23 protein-coding genes and 2 tRNA genes are annotated in these 25,269 nt (G+C 49.8%); 19 read left to right on the top strand and 6 right to left on the bottom strand.

The features are described 5' to 3' along the window. Window positions 1-635 precede the first annotated feature (635 nt). Window positions 636-1,487 carry a flagellin gene (locus OEY64_11785; protein ID MDH5543631.1) on the bottom strand — a complete coding sequence of 284 codons (852 nt, stop codon included), beginning with the start codon at window positions 1,485-1,487 and terminating at the stop codon, window positions 636-638. A gap of 262 nt (window positions 1,488-1,749) precedes the next feature. Between OEY64_11785 and rnr the strand changes: the two genes are divergently transcribed. Then, window positions 1,750-3,918, top strand: a complete 2,169-nt coding sequence (gene rnr / locus OEY64_11780; protein MDH5543630.1) for a ribonuclease R — start codon at window positions 1,750-1,752, stop codon at window positions 3,916-3,918. A 95-nt stretch (window positions 3,919-4,013) separates the two neighbouring features. On the opposite strand, the gene OEY64_11775 is transcribed toward rnr, so the two are convergent. After that, window positions 4,014-4,457: a DUF2007 domain-containing protein gene (locus tag OEY64_11775; protein ID MDH5543629.1), complete on the bottom strand. Its 444-nt coding sequence runs from the start codon at window positions 4,455-4,457 to the stop codon at window positions 4,014-4,016. A gap of 144 nt (window positions 4,458-4,601) precedes the next feature. Further along, window positions 4,602-4,688 (bottom strand) — tRNA-Leu (locus OEY64_11770). Window positions 4,689-5,026: 338 nt separating this feature from the next. Here OEY64_11770 and gspG point away from each other — a divergent pair. The 5 genes from gspG to OEY64_11745 all read left to right on the top strand — a co-directional run bounded on the left by gspG (window position 5,027) and on the right by OEY64_11745 (window position 8,823). Further along, window positions 5,027-5,446 (top strand): type II secretion system major pseudopilin GspG, encoded by a 420-nt coding sequence (gene gspG / locus OEY64_11765; GenBank protein ID MDH5543628.1) that lies wholly within the window; start codon window positions 5,027-5,029, stop codon window positions 5,444-5,446. Window positions 5,447-5,554: 108 nt separating this feature from the next. Continuing rightward, a complete protein-coding gene (locus OEY64_11760) occupies window positions 5,555-7,381 on the top strand; it encodes a thioredoxin fold domain-containing protein (GenBank protein ID MDH5543627.1) in 1,827 nt (608 codons plus the stop codon). A gap of 157 nt (window positions 7,382-7,538) precedes the next feature. After that, complete coding sequence (locus OEY64_11755) at window positions 7,539-7,976, top strand: Hsp20/alpha crystallin family protein (protein MDH5543626.1); 438 nt, start codon at window positions 7,539-7,541, stop codon at window positions 7,974-7,976. Between the two features lie 18 nt (window positions 7,977-7,994). Beyond that, on the top strand, window positions 7,995-8,393 hold the full coding sequence (locus OEY64_11750) for an Hsp20/alpha crystallin family protein (GenBank protein ID MDH5543625.1): 399 nt from the start codon (window positions 7,995-7,997) through the stop codon (window positions 8,391-8,393). A gap of 241 nt (window positions 8,394-8,634) precedes the next feature. Next, entirely contained in the window at window positions 8,635-8,823 is a 189-nt protein-coding gene (locus OEY64_11745; protein ID MDH5543624.1) for a hypothetical protein, read from the top strand. A gap of 176 nt (window positions 8,824-8,999) precedes the next feature. Here the strand turns inward: OEY64_11745 and OEY64_11740 are convergent, their stop codons facing one another. Then, the gene (locus OEY64_11740) at window positions 9,000-9,194 is read right to left on the bottom strand and encodes a hypothetical protein (protein MDH5543623.1); all 195 of its coding nucleotides are present in this window, start codon (window positions 9,192-9,194) and stop codon (window positions 9,000-9,002) included. A 167-nt stretch (window positions 9,195-9,361) separates the two neighbouring features. On the opposite strand from OEY64_11740, the gene OEY64_11735 reads away from it, so the two are divergent. After that, window positions 9,362-10,996: a methyl-accepting chemotaxis protein gene (locus OEY64_11735; GenBank protein MDH5543622.1), complete on the top strand. Its 1,635-nt coding sequence runs from the start codon at window positions 9,362-9,364 to the stop codon at window positions 10,994-10,996. An 88-nt stretch (window positions 10,997-11,084) separates the two neighbouring features. On the opposite strand, the gene bcp is transcribed toward OEY64_11735, so the two are convergent. Continuing rightward, window positions 11,085-11,558 (bottom strand): thioredoxin-dependent thiol peroxidase, encoded by a 474-nt coding sequence (gene bcp, locus OEY64_11730; protein ID MDH5543621.1) that lies wholly within the window; start codon window positions 11,556-11,558, stop codon window positions 11,085-11,087. A 386-nt stretch (window positions 11,559-11,944) separates the two neighbouring features. Between bcp and OEY64_11725 the strand changes: the two genes are divergently transcribed. The 12 genes from OEY64_11725 to OEY64_11670 all read left to right on the top strand — a co-directional run bounded on the left by OEY64_11725 (window position 11,945) and on the right by OEY64_11670 (window position 24,140). Next, window positions 11,945-12,934 (top strand): PhoH family protein, encoded by a 990-nt coding sequence (locus tag OEY64_11725; GenBank protein MDH5543620.1) that lies wholly within the window; start codon window positions 11,945-11,947, stop codon window positions 12,932-12,934. Further along, window positions 12,934-15,447 carry an HDIG domain-containing protein gene (locus tag OEY64_11720; GenBank protein ID MDH5543619.1) on the top strand — a complete coding sequence of 838 codons (2,514 nt, stop codon included), beginning with the start codon at window positions 12,934-12,936 and terminating at the stop codon, window positions 15,445-15,447. Before OEY64_11725 ends, OEY64_11720 begins: the two co-directional genes overlap by 1 nt. Beyond that, complete coding sequence (ybeY, locus tag OEY64_11715) at window positions 15,431-15,784, top strand: rRNA maturation RNase YbeY (GenBank protein ID MDH5543618.1); 354 nt, start codon at window positions 15,431-15,433, stop codon at window positions 15,782-15,784. The genes OEY64_11720 and ybeY overlap by 17 nt, the downstream gene beginning before the upstream one ends. Next, complete coding sequence (locus OEY64_11710; GenBank protein MDH5543617.1) at window positions 15,781-16,269, top strand: HIT domain-containing protein; 489 nt, start codon at window positions 15,781-15,783, stop codon at window positions 16,267-16,269. Before ybeY ends, OEY64_11710 begins: the two co-directional genes overlap by 4 nt. Window positions 16,270-16,281: 12 nt before the next feature. Further along, window positions 16,282-18,894, top strand: coding sequence for a DNA mismatch repair protein MutS (mutS, locus tag OEY64_11705; GenBank protein MDH5543616.1), 2,613 nt, complete (start codon window positions 16,282-16,284; stop codon window positions 18,892-18,894). Between the two features lie 147 nt (window positions 18,895-19,041). Next, window positions 19,042-20,142, top strand: a complete 1,101-nt coding sequence (locus OEY64_11700) for a metallophosphoesterase (GenBank protein ID MDH5543615.1) — start codon at window positions 19,042-19,044, stop codon at window positions 20,140-20,142. After that, window positions 20,139-20,408 (top strand): SemiSWEET transporter, encoded by a 270-nt coding sequence (locus OEY64_11695; protein ID MDH5543614.1) that lies wholly within the window; start codon window positions 20,139-20,141, stop codon window positions 20,406-20,408. The genes OEY64_11700 and OEY64_11695 overlap by 4 nt, the downstream gene beginning before the upstream one ends. Window positions 20,409-20,462: 54 nt before the next feature. Next, entirely contained in the window at window positions 20,463-21,530 is a 1,068-nt protein-coding gene (gene mnmA / locus OEY64_11690) for a tRNA 2-thiouridine(34) synthase MnmA (GenBank protein MDH5543613.1), read from the top strand. Further along, the gene (locus OEY64_11685; GenBank protein ID MDH5543612.1) at window positions 21,508-22,335 is read left to right on the top strand and encodes an inositol monophosphatase; all 828 of its coding nucleotides are present in this window, start codon (window positions 21,508-21,510) and stop codon (window positions 22,333-22,335) included. Before mnmA ends, OEY64_11685 begins: the two co-directional genes overlap by 23 nt. A 99-nt stretch (window positions 22,336-22,434) precedes the next feature. Beyond that, window positions 22,435-23,019 (top strand): peroxiredoxin, encoded by a 585-nt coding sequence (locus tag OEY64_11680; GenBank protein ID MDH5543611.1) that lies wholly within the window; start codon window positions 22,435-22,437, stop codon window positions 23,017-23,019. A 356-nt stretch (window positions 23,020-23,375) separates the two neighbouring features. After that, a complete protein-coding gene (locus OEY64_11675) occupies window positions 23,376-23,777 on the top strand; it encodes a hypothetical protein (GenBank protein ID MDH5543610.1) in 402 nt (133 codons plus the stop codon). Between the two features lie 286 nt (window positions 23,778-24,063). Beyond that, a tRNA-Arg gene (locus OEY64_11670) sits at window positions 24,064-24,140 on the top strand. 646 nt (window positions 24,141-24,786) lie between these two features. Here the strand turns inward: OEY64_11670 and tpx are convergent. Then, window positions 24,787-25,269: thiol peroxidase (tpx, locus tag OEY64_11665; protein MDH5543609.1), on the bottom strand; the 483-nt coding region annotated here is incomplete at its 5' end.

Genomic DNA, 25,269 nt, shown 5'->3' with positions numbered 1-25,269 from the left:
TCCATTTCGTTCCTCTTTTCCAAAAAGTTGCAATGTTCATCCACCTGGAGTTACATAAACTCCAGACAGGCGGAGTAATCCTGTATAGCCATATGGGAAAAAGGCGCACCCTGCCGTTCATCCCTGCGCCCGATCTCGCATGTCATACAGATGCAGAACGGGCGTAGTCGCGGATCACGACTTCATTTCCCATCGATCAATCCATTTCGTTCCTCTTTTCCAAAAAGTTGCAATGTTCATCCACCTGGAGTTACATAAACTCCAGACAGGCGGAGTAATCCTGTATAGCCATATGGGAAAAAAGGCGCACCCTGCCGTTCATCATTGCGTCCGATCTCGCATGTCAAAAACATGCGAAAGTCGGAATCGCGGACCGCCACTTTGTTTCCCATCATTCAATTCCCTATTTCATAAGCTTGAAGAAAGATTGTTCTCTCTTAATAATCGGCCTGCCGCGATTTTTTAATAGTCGCGGCAGACCAAAATATTTCATTAGGGGAAAAGTGTTGCCTGAAAGTTATTTATCCAGTTGTCCCATCCCGCGCGCTTTTAGCAGGCGGGATGGGCAACCGGGTCAGGTAACTTCAATTCCCATCAAATCGTTCCATTAAGTCAATAACCAGAGCTGCCCGGGATTATCCAAGGAGCTGCAGTACTGTCTGCGGTACGAGGTTGGCCTGTGCCAATATCGCCGTCGAAGCCTGCGAAAGGATCTGGTTCTTGGTAAATTCCGAGATCTCCGCCGCGTAATCCGCGTCCCTAATCTGTGATTCGGCATTTGTCAGGTTCTCGGTGTAAACCGCGAGGCTCTGAAGTGTGTGTACAAGCCTGTTCTGCAGTGCGCCGAGGCGGCCTCGTCCGTCGGTAACTTTCGCGATGGCGGAGTCGATCCCTGCCAGCGATGAAAGAGCGTCCGAAACGCCGGTAACGCTGAGATTCTGGATGGCCAGGCCTGTGCTGGTGATAGCGGTAAGGTCGATGGAGTTATTGAAGCTGATCCTGTCGTTGGTTGTTGCCGCAATACCTATCTGAATAACAACCGATAAAGAGCCAGCTGTGCTCATTGAGCCGTCGAGCAGTTTCTGGCCGTTGAACTCGGTGACTGCCGCGGTGCGGTCAATTTCGTCTTTCAGCGCCTGGAACTCGCGGTTGATCGTGATCCTTTCCGCGGAGCCGATCGTACCAGTTGCGGCCTGTGAAGCAAGCTCCCTCATTCTTATAAGCATCGAAGCCTGTTCGCCGAGGGCGCCTTCAGCCGTGTTTATCATGCCAATACCGTCGTTGGCGTTCCTTATAGCCTGTTTCATGGAGCGAATATCGCCCCTCATCCCTTCGGATATCGCAAGACCGGCGGCGTCGTCTGACGCGCGGTTGATTCGCATACCGGAAGAGAGTCTCTCAAGAGAAGTCTTGAGGTTGTCGTTGTTGTTTCCCAAGTGCCTTTGGGCGGAAACAGAGAAATTGTTCGTATAAACTCGTAGTGCCATTTTTAAAATCCTCCTTGATAATTATTCGGCATCCTTGCCTTTAGTAACCTATCCATGTAATTTCTTTTCTTTCTACTATTTGGCCGTACGCGATCACCTTCCTTTCAATTCACGTTTATTTACAAAACTTGTACTGCCTAAAGATTCGGAATTTGAGAAATTTTCCTAAAGACCCGGCAAAACGAAAAATATTCTTTAGGGGAAAATTCAAACATTGCCAATTTTTCTTTTCCCCCCTATTTCCCCGTTACTGCGGTAAATTATGGGTATGGTCGAAAACGAATTTCTCACGCTTTTGCGCCACTACCTCGACAAGCCGCGCCACGCGGGTGAACTGAAAAAAATGCTCCCACCCAAGTACGGAACCTCCTTCAACAGGCTTGTAAAACCCCTGATAAAGAGCGGGGAGATAGTCAGGATACGGGGGGGAAGGTACGGTCTCCCCGACAGCATGAACCTTGTTATCGGGAAGATCATGGGACACCCGGATGGCTACGGCTTTGTCATTCCGGATGACAGGGATGTGGAAGACGTATTCATAGGGCCGAGGAATTTCCGGGAGGCGATGCACGGCGATACGGTTGTCTGCCGTGTGGAAAGAACGCGCCCCGACGGCAAGCGGGACGGGAAGGTTATTAGAATTCTTGAACGGGCCTACAAGAGCGTTACCGGCATATTCGAAAGCAGGGGGAAGGGGGGGGTTATAATCCCCACTCAAAAAAGGGTCATCCATAATTTCCAGGTGCATCCCGGCAAGACGCTAAAGGCAAAGGGTGGTGAAATCGTAGTCGGCAGGATCGTCACCTACCCGGAAGCGCATGATATCCCGTCAGCCGAAGTGCTGGAGATTCTTGGGTATCCCGGGGAACCGGATACGGAAAAAGGGGTAATCCTCCAGGAGTACGGGCTCCCGACCTCATTCCCGGAAAAAGTGGAAAAAAATGCCGATAAGATAAGCGAGCCTGCCGAGCAGGCTTTTCGCGGAAGGGTCGACCTCCGCAACGAATGGGTGGTGACCATCGACGGCGAAACCGCTAAGGATTTTGATGATGCGGTCTCGATAAAGGAGAGCGCCGGGGGATTTGAACTGGGGGTTCACATAGCGGACGTTTCAAACTATGTAATACCGAAAACGCCTCTCGATACGGAAGGGTATAAAAGGGGGAACTCTACCTATTTTCCCGGCTCCGTTATCCCGATGCTTCCGTTCAGATTATCGAATGAGATATGCTCGCTCAATCCGAACGTGCCGAGGCTTACTCTCTCCGCTTTCATGAAATTCGATCCTGTCGGGAATATGCTTGAATACCGTTTTGCCGATTCGGTCATAAAGAGCCGACACCGCTTCACCTACACTGAAGTCGCCAAAATCCTCGAGGCTCCGGAAGAGGAGAAGGACGCGGAGAAAGTAAAAAATCTCCTCATGATGAAAAAGCTTTTCCTGCTGTTGCGAAAGAAGAGGATCGAGGAGGGGAGCCTTGATTTCGACCTGCCGGAACCGTTCATCGTTCTTGATATGAAGGGGGAACCGGAGAATATTATCAGGGCGGAGAGAAACGACGCACACCGGCTCATCGAGGAGTTCATGCTTTCCGCAAACAGGGCGGCGGCGCGGTTCCTCTCGGAGGATGTTTCGCTCTACCGGGTACATGCAGAGCCGGACAGCCTCAAGGTGAATGAGTTTTTTGAATTTGCCGAAACCCTCGGTTATGTAAGCAGGGGAAATCCCGACGACCTCCACCGCAGGATGCAGGAAATAATATCAGCCGCCGAAGGAAAGCCTGAGGAGAAACTTTTGAATTTCATTATGCTACGCACCATGAAACAGGCGCAGTATTCGCCGACAAATATCGGCCACTTCGGCCTGGCATTCGAACATTACACCCATTTCACTTCGCCGATAAGGAGGTATCCCGACCTGATAGTCCACAGGCTGATAAAACAGAAACTCCGCGGCGAAAAAAGTTCAGAGGCCGACGAGGATTATCTTTCACAGGCGGGGGTGCACTGTTCGCAAATGGAACGGAACTCGGAGAGCGCGGAACGAGCCTTTGTCGATTTCCTTAAGATCAGGTACATGGCAAACCGCGAGGGGGAAGAGTTCGACGGTATAATTTCGGGCGTCACCTCTTTTGGGATATTCGTGGAGCTTGCGGGGGTTTACGTTGAAGGACTGCTCCGTCTCACATCGCTTGCCGACGACTATTACGAATACCACGAAAAGAAGCACGCACTGATAGGGAAGCGCACCGCAAAGAGTTTCAGGCTTGGCGCTCCGATCAGGGTAAAGGTAAATACCGTCGATATGATGAAAAAGGAGATAGACCTTGTACTCCCTGGAAGCGTTCCGGGCATCGGAAAACCGCGCCCCGCAAAGAAAGGTAAGGGGAAACGCCCTTCATCGCGCGGAACAAGAAGAAAACATAAATAATTTTTCCCTTTGTGCGTCGACGATGACAGCGCCCCAAAAACGGGGCGATATCCTGTCGATCCTGAGCCCGGGATCAGGAACCGGTAAAACGGAAACTACCTTCTCGGATGTTTTCGATCATCCTTCGAGAAGAGGTATGCACCAAGCGCTAAAATAGCCAGGCTCCATAGTAACAGTTTATAAAATATCTCGTGATCGGTTAATGATGGAGCCGATATGGCGGTGTATGACAAAAGGATCGATGAGAGAAGCCAGATAGTTTTCCTGTAGATCTCGAAACTCCCCGTGCTCTCATGATTTTCTATTTCAGGCACAGTATCGGTTTCAACAGAGTTCCTTGTGGTTTCCAGAAGTTTTATTGCGTCTTCCGCCTCCTCTTTAGGAACGAGTATCGGGATTTTTCGTCCACTCATCATGCTTTCACCATCTATGGCTCCCTGGGTAGGTGGAATGTTAAAACCGTGCGATTGTAAAAGACCTGATACAAAGTGCGCTTCTATAGGATCCTGAAGTTCAAGAATACTAACAAATTTCCCCATGTCGAATATCCCTCCCTTTATACCAATCTACATTAATAGCTCTACAAAATGAAACGATAATTTTTCATACATAGAATTGGGGTGTCATAAATTGTGTTACAGCGTAGTAACCGATGCGGGAGTGCCTTATTATGTGGCCTCTTTTGGTGCCCGGGGCCGGAATCGAACCGGCACGGCCTTGCGACCGAGGGATTTTAAGTCCCTTGCGTCTACCAATTCCGCCACCCGGGCCACGCAAAAAGCCTAGTGGGGATTTTAGCAGGATAACTGACCGCTTGTTATAAAAATGGATTCTCGAATTATTTTCTCCTGTGAGAGTAAGAGGTCGCTATCGCGCATGCTCGGCATGCATACCGGGCAACAGATAAGATAATCAAACTATCCACTTTTGAAACTTGCTGATAACCTGTTCCGGATCCCGACAATTGTGAAAATAGCGTAACAATCTATATTTTTGCGGTGTGTCGTTTGCCGAAAAACAGCTTATAAATAGGCGCTGTCGAGGCACACATCTGACTGCCAGACCTCCTCAGATGTTTCCGTTTCTTTCTGGTATAATTATCAGCTAAATGAAAAAGAGATTAAATTTCATCCGGCTTCGACATTGCCTCGGCAACGAGGGGGGCTGGTCCCTGGTTGAGCTGATAGTCGTCATGGTGATTATCGGCCTTCTGGCAGGACTCGTTGGACCCCGCCTGTTCCGACATGTCGACACGGCGAAACAGAAGGACGCCAAGGCACAGATAGCGATGCTGGAAGAGGCGCTCGACCTCTACCGTCTAGAAAACCACAGGTATCCGAATTCCGAGCTGGGGCTTGCGGCGCTGAAAGATTACCTGAAAAAGGAACTCCCCATGGATCCATGGGGGAACCCGTACATCTACAATATCCCGGGGCCGGATAACAGGGATTTCGAGATCGTCTCTCTTGGCCAGGATGGAAAGCCGGGGGGCGACGGCATAGACGCCGATATCTACAGCTGGAAGTGAAGCCCTTTCCGCCAAATTATTCTTGGTCATTCCCGGTAATCTAAAATAAAATACGTTTTTGCCAATATAATTTATCTGCAACACGTTTTTGATGGGAATTTGCCGCACATGAAAATTATAAAATTCTTCTCTCTCGCACTAATTCTTCTTTCGATAAACGCATATGCCGCTCCCTCGGATATGATGTCTTCCATACCGGGGGCTGAAAATTCTTCACCGACGCCCGACCTGGAATCGATAATGTCCGCGCAGCCCTCTTCTGCAGATTTTCCGGATGTGGAGAAGGAGCCGCCTGTTACCATCCGTCTCCTTTTGCCGTCCTCAAAATTCGAACAGGGGAAAAGCTACACCCTCCTTCTCGAGATGGACATAAAGCACGGGTTTCATACGAATTCAAATAAACCGAAGAGCGACGCGCTAATCCCTACTCGCGCGGCTTTCACCACATCGGATGACAAAGTTACTTTCGGCAGGATCTCCTATCCGAAAGCCGAGATGAAGAAGTTCCAGTTCTCGGAGGACAAACTTTCCGTTTACGAGGGTGTAGTCTACATATCAACTAATGTCACGATCACCGATACGCCGGACGCTCCGGTTCTGCTGAAAGCGGAGCTTGAGTATCAGGCTTGCACAGATAATATCTGTCTTATGCCGATCACACTGGAGGCGTCCGTAACCGTTGAAGCGGGGAGCGATGGTTCGCCAATAAACCAGGAGATATTCAAAAAATTCGGCTCCACATCGGACGACAAGTCGGTGATGTCGGGCTTTGAAACTTCCACCCTCCCCGGCATGCTGCTACTTGTTTTTCTCGGCGGTCTAGCGCTGAACCTTACGCCATGCGTATATCCGATCATCCCGGTAACCATCGGTTTCTTCGGCAAGGCGATCGGAAGGTCAAAGGCCGAAACCACTGTCCACGCGTTTGTATATCTCCTCGGCATGGCGGCGATGTACTCGGTCATAGGGACGTTCGCCGCTCTCACAGGTACGCTCTTCGGAGAGCTGATGCAGAACACGGTAGTGATACTTCTGCTTGTCGCCGTAATGCTCCTCCTCTCTCTTTCGATGTTTGGCGTGTGGGATATCAGGGTTCCGCAGTCGCTCCTTAATTTAAGCTCGAAAAACTACAGCGGATTTTTCGGCACGTTCTTCATGGGTCTTACCGTTGGGATCATAGCGGCCCCGTGCGTCGGCCCGTTCGTTATCGCGCTGTTGACCTTCGTAGGCGAAAAGCAGGATCCATTTTTGGGCTTCATTCTCTTTTTTGTTCTCGCGGTCGGTCTCGGCCTTCCGTTCGTTTTTCTGGCGATATTCAGCGGTGCGCTCCAGACGCTTCCGAAATCCGGCGTCTGGATGGAGTGGGTTAGAAATATCTTTGGCGTGATACTGGTCGGCATGGCGCTCTATTTCGCTCAGCCGCTTCTGCCAAAATCCGCCATCGTGCCTGCTGCCTCCGCCATCGCGATACTTGGAGGGCTGTATCTTTTCTGGTCGGGGAGGGTTATCCGGCAAAAGGGCTTCAGGGTGGCGAGGATTATTGTATCCGCCGCTTTCATGGCCGGCGGCGTATTCCTCGTGCTTCCAAACGGCGGGGAAAAAGCGGTCATTCCATTTAAAATATTTTCGGATGCGGCGTATGATAAAGCGGTAGCCGACGGAAAACCTACTATTGTTTATTTCACCGCCGACTGGTGCGTCCCCTGCCGCGAGCTGAAGGTGTTCACGTTTTCGGACGCGGGCGTGATAGAGAAGGCGGCGAGGTTCACTCCGCTGATGATTGATCTGACCACCCTTGAAGAGAGCGAGGCAAAGGCCAAGGAGCGGTTTGGTATCAAAGGTGTGCCTACGTTCATTATTTTCGACGACAAGGGGATTGAGCAAAAACGCTTCACCGGATTCATTCCGGCTGAGGAGCTTGTCGACTACCTCTAAATTTATATTTCCACAGTCTTGCCGGTTCCCTCCGGCAAGGCGATAAATATTCCAGTCCGCAATTATTTCTTTCACCACCTTGACAAGGCCGATATCGGTTTTATTTAAAAAGCAAAAGGCGAAACAATATTAAATTCATCGATAGGAGGCTTTTGATATGTTAGTTGGAAGATTTTCAAGGAACGGGCTTCTCAATTCATTCCGGGAACTCGACTGGATGGAAAGAGAGCTAAACAGGTTATTCAACGGTAACGGGCTGCCCGGAGCAGGAGAGTATCCTCAGCTGAATGTTTACAGCAATGAAGATTCGCTGAAAATACGTTTGTTCATTCCGGGTATTGATCCGGAGAAACTCGATATCTCGGTTCTCGGCAACAGCCTTGCCATCAGGGGAGAATTGCCGGAGGGAGAAATCACGGAAGGCGTTCTCAGGAGCGAAAGGTATTCCGGAAAATTCGAAAGAGCTATACGTCTCCCATTCCGCGCGAAGGCTGAAGGGATAGACGCAGATTACAGCAAGGGAATTCTCACTGTGACAGTTGTGAAACCGGAAGATGAAAAACCGAGGAAGATCGCGGTAAAAAGCGATTCGTAATTCTGAAAGGAGAAAAAAATGATTACAAGTGAAAATAGAGTGAAGGAGGAAAGCGGCGTTGCCGCCAGCGAGGGTGATGTCGTGCGCGAATACTCTGTTCCTGAAGTAGACGTTTTCGAGAACGAGGAATCGCTCCTTCTTGTGGCGAATGTTCCGGGAGCCGACGAAAAATCGGTCGACCTCTCGCTTGAAAAAAACATCCTGACCATTGAAGCGAAGGTTGAGAACAGAGTCCCGGAGGGCTACAAGCGATACTACGCGGAAAATGAGGCCGAAGGATACAGTCGGCAGTTCAGACTTTCGGACGATATCGACAGGGACGGGATTTCCGCTTCTGTAAATAATGGAGTGCTGAGAATTACGCTCAAGAAAGCGAAAGAGATTCAGCCGAAAAAGATAGAGATCAAGACCGCGTAATCCCTATATACGGTTTCCAATCCCGCGCCGCGCAAATAACGAAAAAAGCGCGCGGGATTGTGCAAACCGGTAAATTTTCAAAAATGCCGTTTCACGCGGCAATGAAATTCCAAAGAAACATTACTATATTCGAAATAAATATATGGAGGAATCAGATGTTTCCAAGGGCTTTTATTACATCAAAAATGATAAAATAATACCAAGCGTGTTTGAAAAACCTATAAATTGAGGGAGGGTGAAGATGCTTAAAAAAATCGGAATAGTCATCGCCTTGACCGCGCTATATTTTCCATTAACGATGCTGGAAGAATCTTTTGCCTCATCGGTTATGGGGAGGGAACGGAACCTGCAGGACCATATCGGCCTTTTTGTCTGTTTATTCATCCCGGCGATCGTTATAGCGTTCGATCTGGACAGGAAAAAAGAGTAAAGGAGAGCTTGCAGTAGCATCTCATCGCTCCTGTCGGGACGCGACGGGCGTGAGCGGTCTCGTCCTTTATCGCAACGATTGTTTCCTCTTTGCCGCTTGAATCGACATTCTTTTTTATATCAACTTTAAAAAATGGAATTTAGATTATCAGGACTCGGTCTTTGGAGGCGCTGGCGTCAGGCCACTACGGCTCTGACCATATTCCCTTTGATTTCAGGGGGTATGGTTGATGAACGGGGTACGGTCGAGTTCTTGAAAGGTTCGTTTATGTAGGTATTTTGAGATTCCATATTCCGGGCCTTCGTCTGGCCGGAGTTTGGAAACACCACGACCGGTTTTGCGGGCTTATCGGAAATTTCGTTCAGAGTCACTCCTCTTCCCTTCTATATATATGGTAATACCTATGTTTTTATATTATCATGGCAATCAGGGGAAAAGTTAGTTGGTTTTTCATTCCGGTTGAAGCAGTCCGGTTTGAAGAGATTTTTATTCGCATCAAGTTTGGCACACCTACTTTAATTATAAGGTGAGTATTTCTATGAGCGTAATCAAACAGATATATACAGGGTTCTCCGTTCTGCTGGCGCTATTAATGTTGCTTGGCGGGTATTCGGTCTACTCTGGTACCAAGTCGATAGGCGAAGCGGAAGAGCTCCTTCTGGTAAGCAAGCGAAGGCAGGCGGCAAACGAGATGAAGCTTGCAGTCGTACAGGTTCAGCAGTGGCTTACCGATATATCCGCCACAAGGGGGATGGAAGGCTTTGACGACGGATTTACGGAAGCGGCCAATTTCGAGAAAATTTTCTATGCACAATCAAAAATATTGAAGGAACTTTTCCGCGGCACCGAATGGGAAAACAAACTGACAGCGCTTGAAAAGGATTTCTCAGGTTTCTATACAATGGGAAAAGAGATGGCCCAGGTTTACATCGATAAAGGCCCCGAAGAGGGGAACAAGATGATGGAAAAATTCGATCCTTACGCCGAGAAGATAGGGGACGGCATGGGGGCGATAGTTGAGTTTACGAGAGAGGAACTGGAACGTGTATTGACGAGTTTAAAAGCAGGCGCCGAGCTGTCGCGCAGGATCGGTGCAATTATGATGGTGCTCGGCTCGATACTCGGAGCGCTGGTTTCGCTTTTCATTGTCTCCAATGTTCGCAATAAACTCTCCGGCATATGCAGTCAGATAACGAGCGGCGCCCTGGAGGTTGCTTCAGCATCCGGGATGATATCGTCATCCAGCCAGTCGCTTGCGTCCGGGGCTACCAATCAGGCCTCCTCCGTGCAGAGCACCACTACGGCAATGGAGCAGATATCTTCAAGCGCCAAACAGAATGCGGAAAATTCGAGCAGGGCAAATCAGATAATCAGGGAGACGGAGGATATGGTCACCCGAGGGGTTGAATCGATGGCTTCGATGACATCCGCTATGAATTCCATAAAAGAATCCTCTTCGGAGATCTCAAAGATAATTAAGGTAATTGAGGAAATAGCATTCCAAACGAACCTTCTTGCTCTCAACGCCGCCGTGGAAGCGGCGCGCGCCGGGGAGCATGGCAAAGGGTTTGCCGTGGTTGCGGAAGAGGTTCGAAACCTGGCGCAGCGTTCCGCGACGGCGTCCAAGGATACCGCCCAGTTGATCTCAAACGCGGTCCAAAGATCCGAAGAGGGTGGGAAGATAGCGGAGAAAGCGGCCGCGGACCTAAAGGCGATCGCGGACGGCATTAAAAAGGCAAAGGATAACGTGACGGAAATTACCGCCGCCTCCCACGAACAGGCCCAGGGGGTTGAGAATGTGAACAGATCCATTATGGATATTGATCAGGTTACGCAGGGGACAGCGGCGGATTCGGAACAGACTGCCGCCGCCTCTGAAGAGCTGAATGCGCAATCGGAAAAACTTTTTGAAATGGTAAGCACACTTTCAAACGTGGTCGGTATAGACATTCAGAAGAATGACACTTCGATGATCAAGGAGCGTTCGGGCAAGGCGGCATATTTGACTGATAAGGGTAAAAGGGAGAAACCTAAACTACCTTTGCCGGGGAAGTTCAAAAAACCGGCCGTTGGCCATAACAAGGCGAGGGGAGCATCCGCTGTTGCCCAGCGCAGTATGAAAGATGAACCGCTCTCTTCTGAAGATGCTATTCCGTTCGATGATGATATGTAAGGTTTTTAAAGCGTCGGTAAATCGGGATAGTTGATTTTGCGGATGCTATTAAAGGGGGCGGTTGAGCAGGAAGGAAAAGGCGGTCGGCCTACCCCCCTTTCAGTTCTGTCAGTTTATCTAGAACCTCTTTGGCATGTCCCTTCGCCTTTACCTTGTCCCACACTTCGGCAATTTTCCCCATAGGGTTGATGAGGTAGGTTGTTCGGACGATCCCCATATATTCCTTGCCGGCCATTTTCTTCAGCTTCCAGGTATCGTATTTTTTAAGCATATTTTTCTCAGTATCGCTCAGCAGATTGATCCCCAATCCCTTTTTTTCCACGAAATTCATGTGGGATTTTGTTGTATCTGCGCTAACGCCGAGAATTACAGCGCCTAGTTTTTCAAAATCCCTTACGGCCTTTGTAAATTCCTGCGCCTCCAGGGTGCAGCCGCTGGTATTGTCTTTTGGATAAAAATAGAGGACGACCCATTGACCGGAATAATCTTTCAGGTTTATTTTTCTCTCATCCTGATTCGGCAAACTGAAGGCCGGTGCCTTGCTTCCTGCTTTGAGTGCCATGATTCCCCTTAATCCGGAAAATGAAAAGTTTCTTTACCGTTAATATTTTAACCCGGATATCCGGTTATTTATAATTAATAATTCAAATGAGTGAGAAGAATATATTTTTACCCCCTCTATTTTTCAGGCAGGTAATATTATCCGCTGGGATGAAATGCAGATATCAGGAAAGAAGTTTATAAACTCCCCTGATTGCACCCTGAACCGGGAGATATTAAAGCGACCCGATGTTTTTCATTCCATATATGGTAATATTGGAAGTTAAGTGAGGAGTTTTTATATGAAAGCGTATTCCATTTTTTGGATTGGTTTTTGAGCCCTTTCAATGCGGTATTTTTCCGTTCACACAATATGTTTTGCCTTACTCCGGCGGGAGCTGATTTCAGGTGGGATCTACCATAGCGGACCCCGGTAGCAAGACCGTCCAGATCTCGGAGTTTCATCACTTCCGCGAGCTTTGCGGCGTGAACGACGAGCAGTTGCGGTATTTGCAGAAAACATTCAACGTGGAGATAGTTGCGCGAAACGGCTCCATATTCATTTCCGGCGAAGAGCAGAGCGTAATAAAGCTGTCCGAAATGCTGGTGCAGTTCAACGAGCTTGTCGAAAGCGGAGTGATTCTCTCTCCGGGGGAGCTAAAGTTCTTCATCTCCTACTTCAAGGAGCACAACGACGTTTCGCTTAAGGAGATGTTTTCATCCGACGTAAGGATAAAGACCAAGCGAAAGGTCATCATGCCCAGGTCGCTCACTCAGCGAGCGTACATACATTCCCTTACGAAAACCGAAGTAGTCGTGGCTATCGGCCCGGCGGGTACGGGCAAGACATATCTCGCGATGGCGATGGCAGTTTCCGAACTTCTCAGCAAAAAGATCGCCAGAATAGTCCTTACTAGGCCGGCGGTCGAGGCGGGCGAAAACCTCGGATTTCTCCCCGGCGACCTGAACGAGAAGATTACTCCATATCTTCGCCCCCTGTATGACGCCATCTACGATATGCTCGGTTCGGAAAAACTGGCAACCATGATAGAGCATGGCGAAATAGAGGTGGCACCGCTCGCATACATGAGGGGGAGAACCCTGAACGATTCCTACATCATCCTTGATGAGGCGCAGAACTGCACCACGGAACAGATGAAAATGTTTCTCACCAGGCTTGGAACAAATTCCCGCGCGGTAGTCACCGGCGACATAACGCAAATTGATCTTCCGAGGGACAGGATGTCAGGGCTAGTACAGGCGCATAATATTCTAAAGGGGATCGACGGAATAGATATCATCCAGTTCACGAAAAAGGATGTCGTGCGGCATCCGCTGGTGGAAAAGATAGTCTCTGCTTATGAAACTCACGAAGAAAAGAATGGAAACTCCGGATAATGGCAAAGGGAAAACAGAAAAAAGTTGTAAGGCTCAAGGGTGTTGACGCCAGAAAGAAGGATTCGATCAACGGCTCCGGGAAAAAGGGGTGGTGGAAAAGGAGGGAAAACCTTGTAAATTTCATCGCCGGTACGGTCGTCATTCTTCTCTCATCATGGTTTTTCATTCCATCGGGCCTGATAGTCTCGCAGAAATTCGAAGTTGGCGACATTGTCCCCGAGAATATCTATTCGCCGAGGAATATACTCGCGAAGGATGTAAAAGGTACTGATAATAAAAGGGAGGCGGCGTTCAATTCCGTTCCCGATGTTTACGATTTCAGTTTAGGACACATAAAGGAGATATCCTCGCGGGTTGACGAAGCGTTCAACGCTATGCGGGAAGGATACATGGCAAAAAGTCCTCAGGCGTACAGGCATATAAGCGCGGAGCTTGAGGAATCGGAACTACTCCGTTTCGACAATACACCGCAGGCGCTGGAGAAGAGGAAAAACTACCTTGAGATACTTACGAGCTACGAACAGACGAAATCGTTCAGGAAGCTGGAAAAATCCTTCTATCAAAAACTCGGCATCGAATATACGGAGGATACCGGCAAGGTATTAAGGTGGCACCATTACAGGCCGCAGATCGCCGAATGGGTAAAGAGTATTCTTTCTGAACTCCTCATGCGCGGCGTTATCGAGAACAAGAACGATCTGAATATCCCCGGAAGAGGCGTTTCATTTGCCGCGGATTCAACTGCCGGCGGTGACATCAGGGAGGCGGAAAGGGCCGTGAACTCCCTTAGGGTTGATGAAGTATACGGAATTAAGGAAGCACGCTCACAGATAAGGCAGAAAGCGCTGGCGCTTGTCTCTCGAAACCACCCGTCGCTGAGAAGGGAGGTCATTAAAATATGTGAAACCCTCCTGAAGCCGAACATCAGGTACAACGAGGAAAAGACCGCAATGAGCCGCAAGAAAGCGATTGACGCGGTGATTCCGGTAACGACCGTTCTGAAAAAAGGGGAGCTTATCGCTAGGAGCGGCGACAGGATTACGGAGGAACAGCTCCTGAAGCTCAATGCCGTGCGTGGCGGACTCGGCAAGGGGAGGAAAGCGCAGTCGGTCGCCGGGACTATTCTCTTCATCACGCTCATAGTCCTCTCTTCATGGATCTATCTTTACCACTTTCTACCGGAGATAGGACGAAACAGGTATTACCTGCTTCTATTCGCACTGGTTTTCATCGGTCAGGCGTCGATATTGAAAATGTCTTCCCTTGCGGCCTCGACGTTTGCCCTCCAGAAATCGGACGTCGTGTTCAGCTCATATCTGTTCGCGACACCGTTCGCCCTCGCCCCGCTTTTGATAGCGATATTCTTCAACAGGGAAGCAACGGTGCTGATGACGCTTCTAGTGACCCTCTCAACGGGATTGATGTTTACATCATCGAACGTATATTCATGGGTGGCGCTCGCGGGGGGTATAACGGCGCTTACCCACGTCGGCAGAATAAAGATAAGGAACGACATCTGGCGGGCCGGTCTCCACCTGGTCGGCGCGAACATCGCCGTGATCTTTACCGGGGATCTTCTTGAGAACAATCTCTTCACGGAACAGGATACATATAATCTTCTTTTCGGATCGATGAGCGGATTTATGGTCGTAACACTGGCCCTCACGGTTCTCCCTTTGATAGAAAGATTTTTCCCCGTTGTGTCGGATCTCAAACTGCTGGAACTTTCCGATCTTAACCATCCTCTCCTTTCGCGGATGGCGGTTGTCGCGCCGGGGACGTATCACCATTCGATAGTTGTGGGCAACCTTGCCGAGGATGCGGCGGAGGCTGTCGGCGCGAATCCCCTTCTTGTGAGGGTCGGAGCATATTTCCACGACATAGGGAAGATGGAGAGGCCCGACTACTACATCGAGAACCAGAAGGAGGGGAAGAACAAGCATGACAACCTCAATCCGTCGATGAGCTCGCTCATCATAACTTCGCATGTGACCGACGGAATTGAGCTCGCCAAAAAGTACAAGCTCATACCGCAGGTGACAGACATGATCATCGAACATCACGGCACGCAGACAATAAAGTATTTCTATCAAAGGGCGAAGGACATGGAACAGCCGAGCGTTTCGGCTGTAAAGGAACAGGATTTCAAGTATCCGGGAAGAAAGCCCACGTCGCGCGAATCCGCCATTCTCGCTCTTGCCGATTCGGTCGAAGCTGCCACCAGGAGCCTGCAGAATCCGAACTCCACGCGGGTAAGACAGGTGGTCTACAAGATCATCCAGGACAGGTTCCTTGACGGCGAGCTGGACGAATCCCAGCTCAACCTCAGGGACCTTAAAAAAATAGGGAATAGCTTTGTGCGCATCCTTCACGGTATATTTCACTACAGAGTCAAATACCCGGAGGGCAAGGAAGCTGGCGAAAATAATGATAACAATAAGATCTGGATTGACCAGGCCGAACATACAGAGGATAAGAACGAGGCTGCGGACAATCTTGGAGGAACTGGGTAATCCCGACGGGGAACTCTCCATACTCTTTTGCGGCGACGCTGAAATCAGGGGATTGAACAGGGAATTTCGCGGTATCGACAAGGCTACCGATGTCCTCTCCTTTCCCGGTGGGGAGGGTCCTGGACCGAAAACCATCGGCGATATTGCGATCTCAATTCCGTATGCCAGACGGCAGGCGAAAAAAATAGGGAACTCAAACGAAAGGGAGCTCCTTTTCCTTCTTGTACATGGGGTCTTGCATCTTCTGGGGTACGATCATGAGAGATCGAAAAAGGGGGCAATGGAAATGGAAGAGATGCAGAGAAAACTGATGCTCGCGGGGTACGGAAGATCATGAAACAGCTCTGGGCTCCCTGGCGGATAGAGTACGTTCTTCGGGAAAAAGAGAAGGAGTGCGTCTTCTGCAAAATGCAGGGGGAGGAGAAGGACAGGGAAAACTCCATCCTCTACCGGGGGAAAACAAATTTCATCGTGCTCAACATCTATCCTTACAACAACGGTCATTTGATGGTCATTCCGTACAGACATACAAGCGAACTGACCGGCATCACCGGCGAGGAGATGGATGAGAATGGACGCCTTGTTCAAAAAAGCGTCGAGATACTTCAGGAGCGTTTCAAACCGCATGGGTTCAACATCGGGATGAATGTCGGGTCCCCCGCCGGGGCCGGGATTGACGAACATATCCATATGCATGTCGTCCCCAGATGGTCGGGGGATACGAACTTCATGCCGGTCGTAGGCGAGGTGCGCGTCCTTCCCCAGCATATAAGGGAGACATACGACGCGCTCATTGAATCCTTCAAGGGGATAGTGCTCTAAGAGCAGGGCCGGATGAGTAAAGATACAACACCGCTGATGCGGCAGTACCTCGGAATAAAAAAGAACTATTCGGACTGCATCCTCTTTTTCCGCATGGGGGATTTTTACGAGATGTTCTACGAGGACGCGAAGATCGCCGCGAGAACCATGAATGTAGCCCTTACCTCAAGAAGCAAGGAGAGGGATGAGCCGATGTGCGGCGTTCCATATCACGCTCTCACTACCTATCTTTCAAGAATGGTCAATGCGGGATTCAAGGTCGCCATCTGTGAGCAGGTGGAGGATCCGAAGGAGGCAAAGGGGCTTGTCGCAAGAGAGGTCGTAAGGGTGGTAACGCCCGGAACGCTCACGGAAGATTATCTGCTGAACGAGAAGGAGGCGAACAATCTTGTCGCCCTTTGCGAGGAGGATGGGCTTGTTGGTCTCGCCTCTGTGGATCTCTCGACCGGAACGTTCGACGCGCAGGAATTCGATGGCGAAAAGCGTTTTGAAAAGGTGATGGACGAGCTGGTGCGGCTCGCGCCGAAGGAGATAGTCGTGCCAGACAGCATGAAGAACGGTTCTCCTCTGGCCGGGTCGCTTGAGAATTCCGATCTGAAACTGGAAAAATTCGATTTCGTCAATTTCGATTCGGATGAGGCGCGAAAAAGATTGTGCGAACTTCTCGGAGTGTCATCTCTCGAAGGTTTCGGTCTGGCAAACAGGATAGCCGCCATCGGAGCCGCCGGCGGCGCGGTAGGGTACATCGCCAAACAGAGCCCCGGTGGGCTGAGTTCGTTGACGTCGATAAGGTATCTCCACGCGGGGGAAGAGATGGAGATGGACGCGGCGACAACAAGGAACCTGGAGCTTGTTTCAAACCTCTCGGACGGCTCGCGCGACGGAACACTCCTGGAGGTTCTCGACAGAACAAAGACGCCGATGGGGGCGAGGCTCCTGAGGAACCGGATATTAAAACCGCTCAAGAAAAAGGAGACGATACTCAAAAGGCAGGAGCTCGTCACCGTCTTTTTCCAGAATTTCAGGGAGAGCGCGTCACTGCAGGCGATACTTGAAAGAGTATCCGATTTTCAGCGCGCCTCTTCGCGTATCGCGGGAAAGAATTTCAACCCGCGCGATTTTTCATCGCTTAAAAATTCCGTAGCTCTCCTCCCCGGTATCATAGGCACGGTGAAGGGGCTCGACAGCGGGGTGATAAGCGATCTTTCCGCAAGGTGGGACAATCTCGATGAACTCCGCGCTCTGCTGGAGGGCGCCGTAAGCGACAACCACCCGGCTACGTTCAAGGATATCGGTTTCATAAATGAAGGCTACAGCGCGGAGTTGGACGAGCTTCGGTCGTTCTCGCAAAAATCTGCCGACGCGATAAAGGATATGGAACAGGCGGAGAAGGAGAAGACCGGTATCTCCTCCCTGAAATTCGGCTACAACAGGATACATGGCTACTACATAGAAATAACGAAGAAGCATTCCGGCAAGGCGCCGGACGGGTGGATAAAAAAACAGGAGCTTCTCAACTGCGAGCGGTATGTATCGCCGGAGCTGAAGGAGATAGAGGAGAAACTTGCCACATCCGAAGAGCGAGCGCGCACAATGGAGGCGAAGCTTGTGGAGGAGCTGAGGGATGAAACATTGAAGTTCCTCACCCGCATCGGCGAGGCCGCGCATATGGTCGCCAGGCTGGATGTGGCGGTATCGCTCGCAGAAACGGCGCGCCTGAACAATTACTGCAAACCTGAGCTGACGGAAAATTCCGAACTCTATCTCGAAGCGTCGCGCCACCCGGTCATCGAACGTCTGATGACGGAGGAGAACTTCGTTCCAAACGACGTAACGCTTGGCGACGGGGGGGAGACGCTGAAGATTATCACCGGGCCGAACATGGCGGGAAAATCGACTTATCTCAGGCAGAGCGCGTTGGCTGTGTTGATGGCGCAGATGGGGGGATACATCGCCGCGACAAGCGGAGTGGTCGGGATAGCAGACCGGATATTTACACGCGTAGGCGCGCAGGACAGATTGCAGAAAGGGCTTTCCACTTTCATGGTGGAGATGGTTGAGACCGCGAATATTCTCAACAATGCTACAAAGAGCTCGTTCATTATTCTCGACGAGATAGGGAGAGGGACAAGCACTTTCGACGGAATTTCCATCGCGTGGGCGGTGGCGGAACATCTCGCGCACTTAAAGGCGAGAACGCTTTTCGCATCGCATTACCATGAGCTGACCGACATGGCGGAGTCGATGGAGGGTGTGGCGAACTATAACGTAAGCGCGAAGGAGTACCACGACCGACTGATATTCATGAGGAAGATCGAGAAGGGACCGGCAGATAAAAGTTACGGCATACAGGTGGGGCGGCTCGCTGGACTCCCTCCGGCCGTCCTCGAATCGGCCAGACGAGTCCTTGCCGACCTGGAAAAAATGGAATTCGCCCCCGACGGTAAACCGGCCCTCAGGGTAAAGGAAAGATCGAGGGAGGGGAAAAAGGAGAAGGAGCAGATATCCCTTTTCGACGCGAGGCATCATCCGGTAATTGATACACTTAAAAATACCGACCTTGATAACATGACCCCTGTTGAGGCGCTCGCGCTTATCGACAGGCTAAAGCGGCTTCTCGATTAGGTGGTTAAACGATACGCGATATCATTCCAATGCCGATGAATATTTTTCCGGACAGGAGCAGATGTATTCCAGCGGATAAAAAATGTTGTATATTACCTCGAAACGGCTCAAGGGCATGTTTTGCCATTTTGAATTAGGGAGAGCGCATTGATCAGGTTTTTATTGTTCCTCCTCATCTTTTCAACCGTCTATTTCGGAATTCACTACCTTGTCTATTACAGGATAGTGAATGATCTCCGGTTTTCGGAAAAAGAGAGAAAATATCTGCGCATCTTCATGTACACAGCCGCCGCTTCGTTCATGCTCGGCCATTTCTTCATGCGGATCGTAAATTCGAACATCCTGTTTTACTTTGGATCGGTATGGCTTGGCGCCATCGGCCTTGCGTTAGGTCTTTTCATATTAAGGGAGCTTTTTCTCTATTTTTTCCCCGAGCACCCAAAGGAGCTGACGATAATCACCCTTGTCTTGACGCTTTTCCTTTCGCTTCTTTCCATATATAACGCTTCGGGGGCGCCCACTTTCAAGGAACTGCATATACCTGTAAAGAATCTCCCGAAGAGGCTGGAGGGATACAAGGTTGTTCTACTCTCCGATCTGCACCTGACTAGGTTTAAATCGGTCGACTGGCTCAAAAATGTGGTCGAGATGGTAAACGGCGTATCGCCGGCCGTGATAGTCATAACCGGGGACCTTATTGACGACGACCCGGAAGCGCTGAAGGAACATATTGATGTGTTGAAAAAATTAAAAGCGCGCAGGGGAAAATACGCTGTCGCGGGCAACCACGAATTCTACGTCGGGATTGAAAAATTCGAGGAATTTCTGAAGCAAAGCAAGATCCATGTTCTTCGCAACGAAACAAAAACAGTTTCGGGAAAACTCCTTTTGATGGGGATAGACGATCCGGCGGGAAATACATACAGGGATTATGAAACGGTGCTAAAGGCGATGCTGACTGATGATTCTAAAGGAAAGATAAAACTCCTTTTGTCTCACAGGCCTGATCCATTCGACAAGGCGGCGGAACTTGGAATAGATATCACCCTCGCCGGCCACATGCACGCAGGGCAGATTCCTCCGATGAGCCTGTTGGTCAAGGCGGTGATGTCGTATCCGTTCGGATATTTCAGGAACGATGGTTCATCCCTCTATACCACTAGCGGAACGTCAACTTGGGGCCCCCCGATGAGGCTCGGCACCGAATCAGAGATAGTCCTTTTCGTGTTCGAGCCCGCCGGCAAATGAACGAAACTTATGTGGTTATCACCGGTTTTCTGGCGGGACTCCTTACAACCATCTCTTTCATCCCTCAATTGGTAAAGGTTGTTAAAACAGGGTCGGCAAGGGATTTGTCGCTAGGGATGTATATTCTCTTCTCTTCCGGCGTGGCGCTTTGGCTAGTGTACGGGATTTTCATTAACGCCTGGCCTGTAATAATTTCAAATCTCGTTACCTTGATACTGTCTATGATAATTCTTATCTGCAAACTTCGCGAATCCCGCATTCATTGAATCGTTGCTTCCAATTAATTTAGTTTTTATTGCGCGATATCTTATAGTGTCGATATGAAAGAAAAAGTATTGGTTGCGATGAGCGGAGGGGTAGACTCTTCCGTTGCGGCGGCGATCCTTCTTGAAGAGGGGTACGAGCCTGTCGGTGTGACGATGCGCCTCTGGAACCAGCCGGAAGGTGTTCAGCGCCAGGGGTGCTGTTCACTTGATGACGTGAACGACGCGAGGCGAGTTGCAGAAAAACTCGGCATCCCGCACTACACGCTCAACATGAAAGACGCGTTCAAGGTGAACGTGGTCGAATATTTCGTTGATGAATACAAGGCGGGGCGCACGCCGAACCCATGCATCGCCTGCAACCGCGTCTTAAAATTCGAAATGCTCATCGAAAAGGGTGCGCAGATGGGGATACATAAGCTCGCCACCGGGCACTACGCGAGGGTTGTGAGGGATGGAGAGAGGTATTTGATAGCACGCGGAGCGGACAGAAACAAGGACCAGAGCTATTTCCTGTTTGATACGCCTTCGATAAATCTTTCAAGAATACTTTTTCCTATCGGAGAGCTGACAAAGGAGGAGACAAGAGAGAAGGCGAAGAGCCTTGGACTGAAGACCGCAATGAAGGCGGAGAGCCAGGAGATATGTTTCGTGCCGGATGACGATTACAAGAATTTCATGACGGAGTACGGCGTGGAGCCGAGGGAAGGGAGCATCGTAACAGCCGATGGAAAAGTGGTCGGGAAACATATGGGGACTCATTTTTACACCATAGGCCAGCGGAGAGGGTTAGGAGTAGGACACGCGCACAGGCTATATGTCACGGCGATCCATCCTGAAACGAATACCGTCGTGGTAGGGTCGGAAACCGATCTCCATACGGTGTCGATGACAGTAGAAAACCTCACATGGCACCTCCCGGTCGAGAGCGGAGATGTTCTCGAAGTTCAAATACGTTACCGTCAGGAGCCAATCAAATGCAGAGTGGAGGATACCGAACAAAAGAGTCTGAAGGTGATATTCATGGGTGCGGTCGGAGCCGTAGCTCCGGGACAGGCCGCGGTCTTCTACCGGGGTGATATAGTTATAGGCGGGGGATGGATTGCCTCCTCTTCGACCTCTTAATTTCAGGAAGGAATCAGCTATGGAACCAGGGACACAGGATATGCTCGATATCGCGTTTGACGCGGCGGTACAGGCTGGTGAAATACAGCGGGAGTATTACGAAAAGAAAAACCTCGATATAGAACTAAAAGGGAGGATAGATCTTGTTACCGAAGTGGATCTTCTTTGTGAAAAGGCGGTAACAGCCACTATATCGGAGAGCTTCCCCGATCACGGCATACTCGCGGAAGAGGGGACGTCTATCAACGGCGGTTCTCCCTATCAATGGATAATAGATCCACTCGATGGCACCACGAACTTCGCGCACGGCTTTCCTATGTTCGCGGTCTCCATCGGGCTGGTTAAGGATGGCGAAATTCTGCTGGGGGTGATCTACGATCCGCTACGTGACGAGCTCTTCTCCGCTAAGAAAGATGGCGGAGCCACGATGAACGGTCACTCCATTAAAGTTTCAGAAACTTCGCAACTCGACAAGTCGCTGGTCGCGACAGGCTTCCCATACGACGTGAAGACAAGCTCAAGGAACAATCTGAACAATTTCAACCGCGTGATAATGGAGGTCCGCGCGCTCCGGCGCCCCGGCGCGGCGGCGATAGATCTGGCGTATGTAGCGTGCGGCCGGCTGGACGGCTTTTGGGAGCAGAGGCTGAAACCGTGGGATATGGCCGCGGGCGCGCTGATAGTCTCGGAAGCGGGCGGGATCGTTACCGATATGAAGGGCAAGCCCCTCGATCTTTTTGGGGAGACATGCTGTGCCGGGAACCCCCAGATACATCCTCAACTCCTTGAATTATTGGAGGATTAGTTTATAATTGGATTAACTTGACCTCTTTAATATAATTTGGCAGAATATACCTGTTTCTAAACTGATAACCGAAAAAATATATTTTGGAGAGGAATTATTATGGCTGTATTGGTAGGCAGGCAGGCGCCCGATTTCACGGCGGACGCGGTTGTAAACGGTAAATTTGAAAAAATCACCTTATCGAACTTCAAGGGGAAATATGTTGTTCTATTCTTCTATCCCCTCGATTTCACTTTCGTCTGCCCGACGGAACTTCACGCATTCCAGGAGAAGCTAAGTACCTTCAATAAACTGAACACCGAGGTTCTTGGCGTCTCCGTCGATTCGAAGTTTTCCCATTTCGCCTGGCTCAATACGCCGGTGAAGGAGGGTGGCATCAAGGGTGTTACCTACCCTCTCGTTTCGGATCTGAACAAAACCATCTCGGCCGATTACGACGTGCTTGTCGAAGGGGCGGGGATCTCCTACCGCGGTCTCTTCCTTATAGATAAGAACGGCGTCGTGAAACATCAGGTGGTAAACCATAACGATCTCGGCAGGAATGTCGATGAAGCAGTAAGAATGGTAGAGGCTCTGCAGTTCACCGAGAAACATGGCGAAGTCTGTCCGGCGAACTGGAAAGAGGGACAAAAAGGGATGAAGGCAAATAACGAAGGTCTGAAGGAGTACTTCAAGGATAAATAATTATCCTTTGTTCTGGTTTTTTTCAGGCCCCTCTTCCATCGAGAGGGGCCTTTTTTGTACCGCAGTACATTTATTAAAATTCCTTGATCGTTCATCTCTCATATACCGTTAAATAAATAATACAAATATTTATTGTTTGTCACGTTTTTACCTCTGTACTTGTTGCCATAAATAAATGAAACATTTTTCTATCCCATTGAAAACATTTTTTTAATACCTATCGGCATGATGTATGCATATTTATTGGTTAAGACTAGAGACCCGAATGACGATACTGGAAGCAAAAGGTTACCACGGTATTGCGGCTCTTGATAAAAGTCCGCAAGTATTGCCGGAAAGAAATGAGGTGAAGTGAAATGAATAGAGCATTGATATTTACATTCATATTGTCGGGTCTTTTATTTACCCCTGCATCCGCGGAAAAGCAGTCATATGTGGAGGTTTATTTTAACGAGCAGCCGGAGTTGGAAAAGGCATGGGTCGTCGCACCGCATGTAGTTATTACTTCACCGCGAGGCTATCCGCATACGAACGATACCAGAGACGGCTATTTTCAGGGCGGACAGATCTGGTATTTCGGCGTGAACATGAAATACGGGATAAAGGCATACATATCGTATAGCGATCTTGAGGTTAGTGAAGATATTCCTCCCGAAGTGATCGAGGCATACAGGAAATTGAAGAAGGTTATAAACCGGATGGGCGGAATAGAAAAGGTAATAGAGGATGAACTCGAAACAAGAATGGCACTGGTTTGATCTGCGAGCGGAAGGGGTCTTTACCCTATTCGTAACGGTTTAGGTAAAGGCTCCGCCGCCGTAGAGTTGCATCTCATTTTTCCAATCTTTTCCCTTTTAAACAGTTGGGAGTTCTCAGAGGAAACCGGCATTTGCCTTGCGTCGACGAACATCCCGGATGTGAATTACGGATGAGGGGATTTTTCAGGATAGTATTCCACGCCGAAGGGGAATGCCGGGGCTGCACATTTCGCGATTTGCCGTCCGGTCGTGGCGTGGTATATTCTTCCATTACTGCCTTATTGATGCGCCCGTAGCTCAGCTGGATAGAGCAACGGACTTCTAATCCGTAGGTCGCAAGTTCAAGTCTTGCCGGGCGCGCCATTTTTACAAGAAAGGCTTCTGCCTTTCTTGTAAAAATCCTGCCAGTTAATAAGACTTGAAGTGAGTTTTCGTTTGCGACCGAAGAGGGAGCAACGCAAAACAGGACGTTTGGCGAGAAAACGTATCGGGGTCGATGGAGCATTTTCAGGAGAAAATGCGAGAGTGACCAAGTCTTGCCGGGCGCGCCATTTTTACGATGAAGTTTATTAGTTCCTGACCGGTATATATTTCCTCCCGGCAAGACTTGAAGCGTACTGGCGGCCCGAGCGGATAGCGAGGGCAAATTGACAGGAGGTCAATTTAGCCAGGGAGTCGGGCCTGATGGAGCGGCAACAGGACGTTGCCGCAAGAGCAGGCAAGTCTGCACTGCCGGCCTCGTAGAGGTTCCCGTGCCGCGCTCTAACATAGTAATCAAGTGCGGTAGCGCGCCATTTTCACGACGAAGTATTCTCCCTTCTGTCATCCCCGTCCCCACCTCTGCGGGGATAAACTCCAGCGGGGATCCAGATGTTTTTACCTGTTGTCTTCGTTTCCCCAGGTGCAAGGACTAACTTAAGAGGGATTCAATCTTAAAGCCAATACACTGGATGCCCGTCTGCACGGGCATGACAGCGACAGGCAAATTTGTAAAACTGGTAAAGCCTAATTACTTAACAGAAGCGAGGGCCTTTTCGTAGTCGGGTTCCTGCGTGATCTCCGGCACCTGTTCGGTGTAGATCACCTTTCCTTTTCCATCCAGCACTACAACCGCGCGCGAGCAGAGTCCTGCGAGGACCGTGTCGGTCAGTTCAAGGCCGTAATCCGATGCGAATGAGCTTCTGAATGTTGACGCGGTCACCGCATTCTCTATCCCTTCGGCCCCGCAGAAACGTTTCTGGGCGAATGGGAGATCGGCAGAGACATTTAAAATAACCGTACCGCTCACATTTGCCGCCTCCACGTTGAACTTTCTAACGGAGCTGGCGCAGACGGCGGTATCGAGACTTGGAAAAATATTCAGTATTGTTTTCTTTCCGGCCAGGTCGGAAAGCGTTATCTCGGAAAGATCGGTCTTTACAAGTTTGAAATCCTTTGCCTGGGAGCCGACAGCCGGAAGAGTTCCGCTTGTTTTTGCAGGGTTCCCCTTGAA

The organism is Nitrospinota bacterium (assembly GCA_029881495.1).
GTDB lineage: Bacteria > Nitrospinota_A > UBA7883 > JACRGQ01 > JACRGQ01 > JAOUMJ01.
This window is presented reverse-complemented; position numbering and strand designations above follow the sequence as displayed.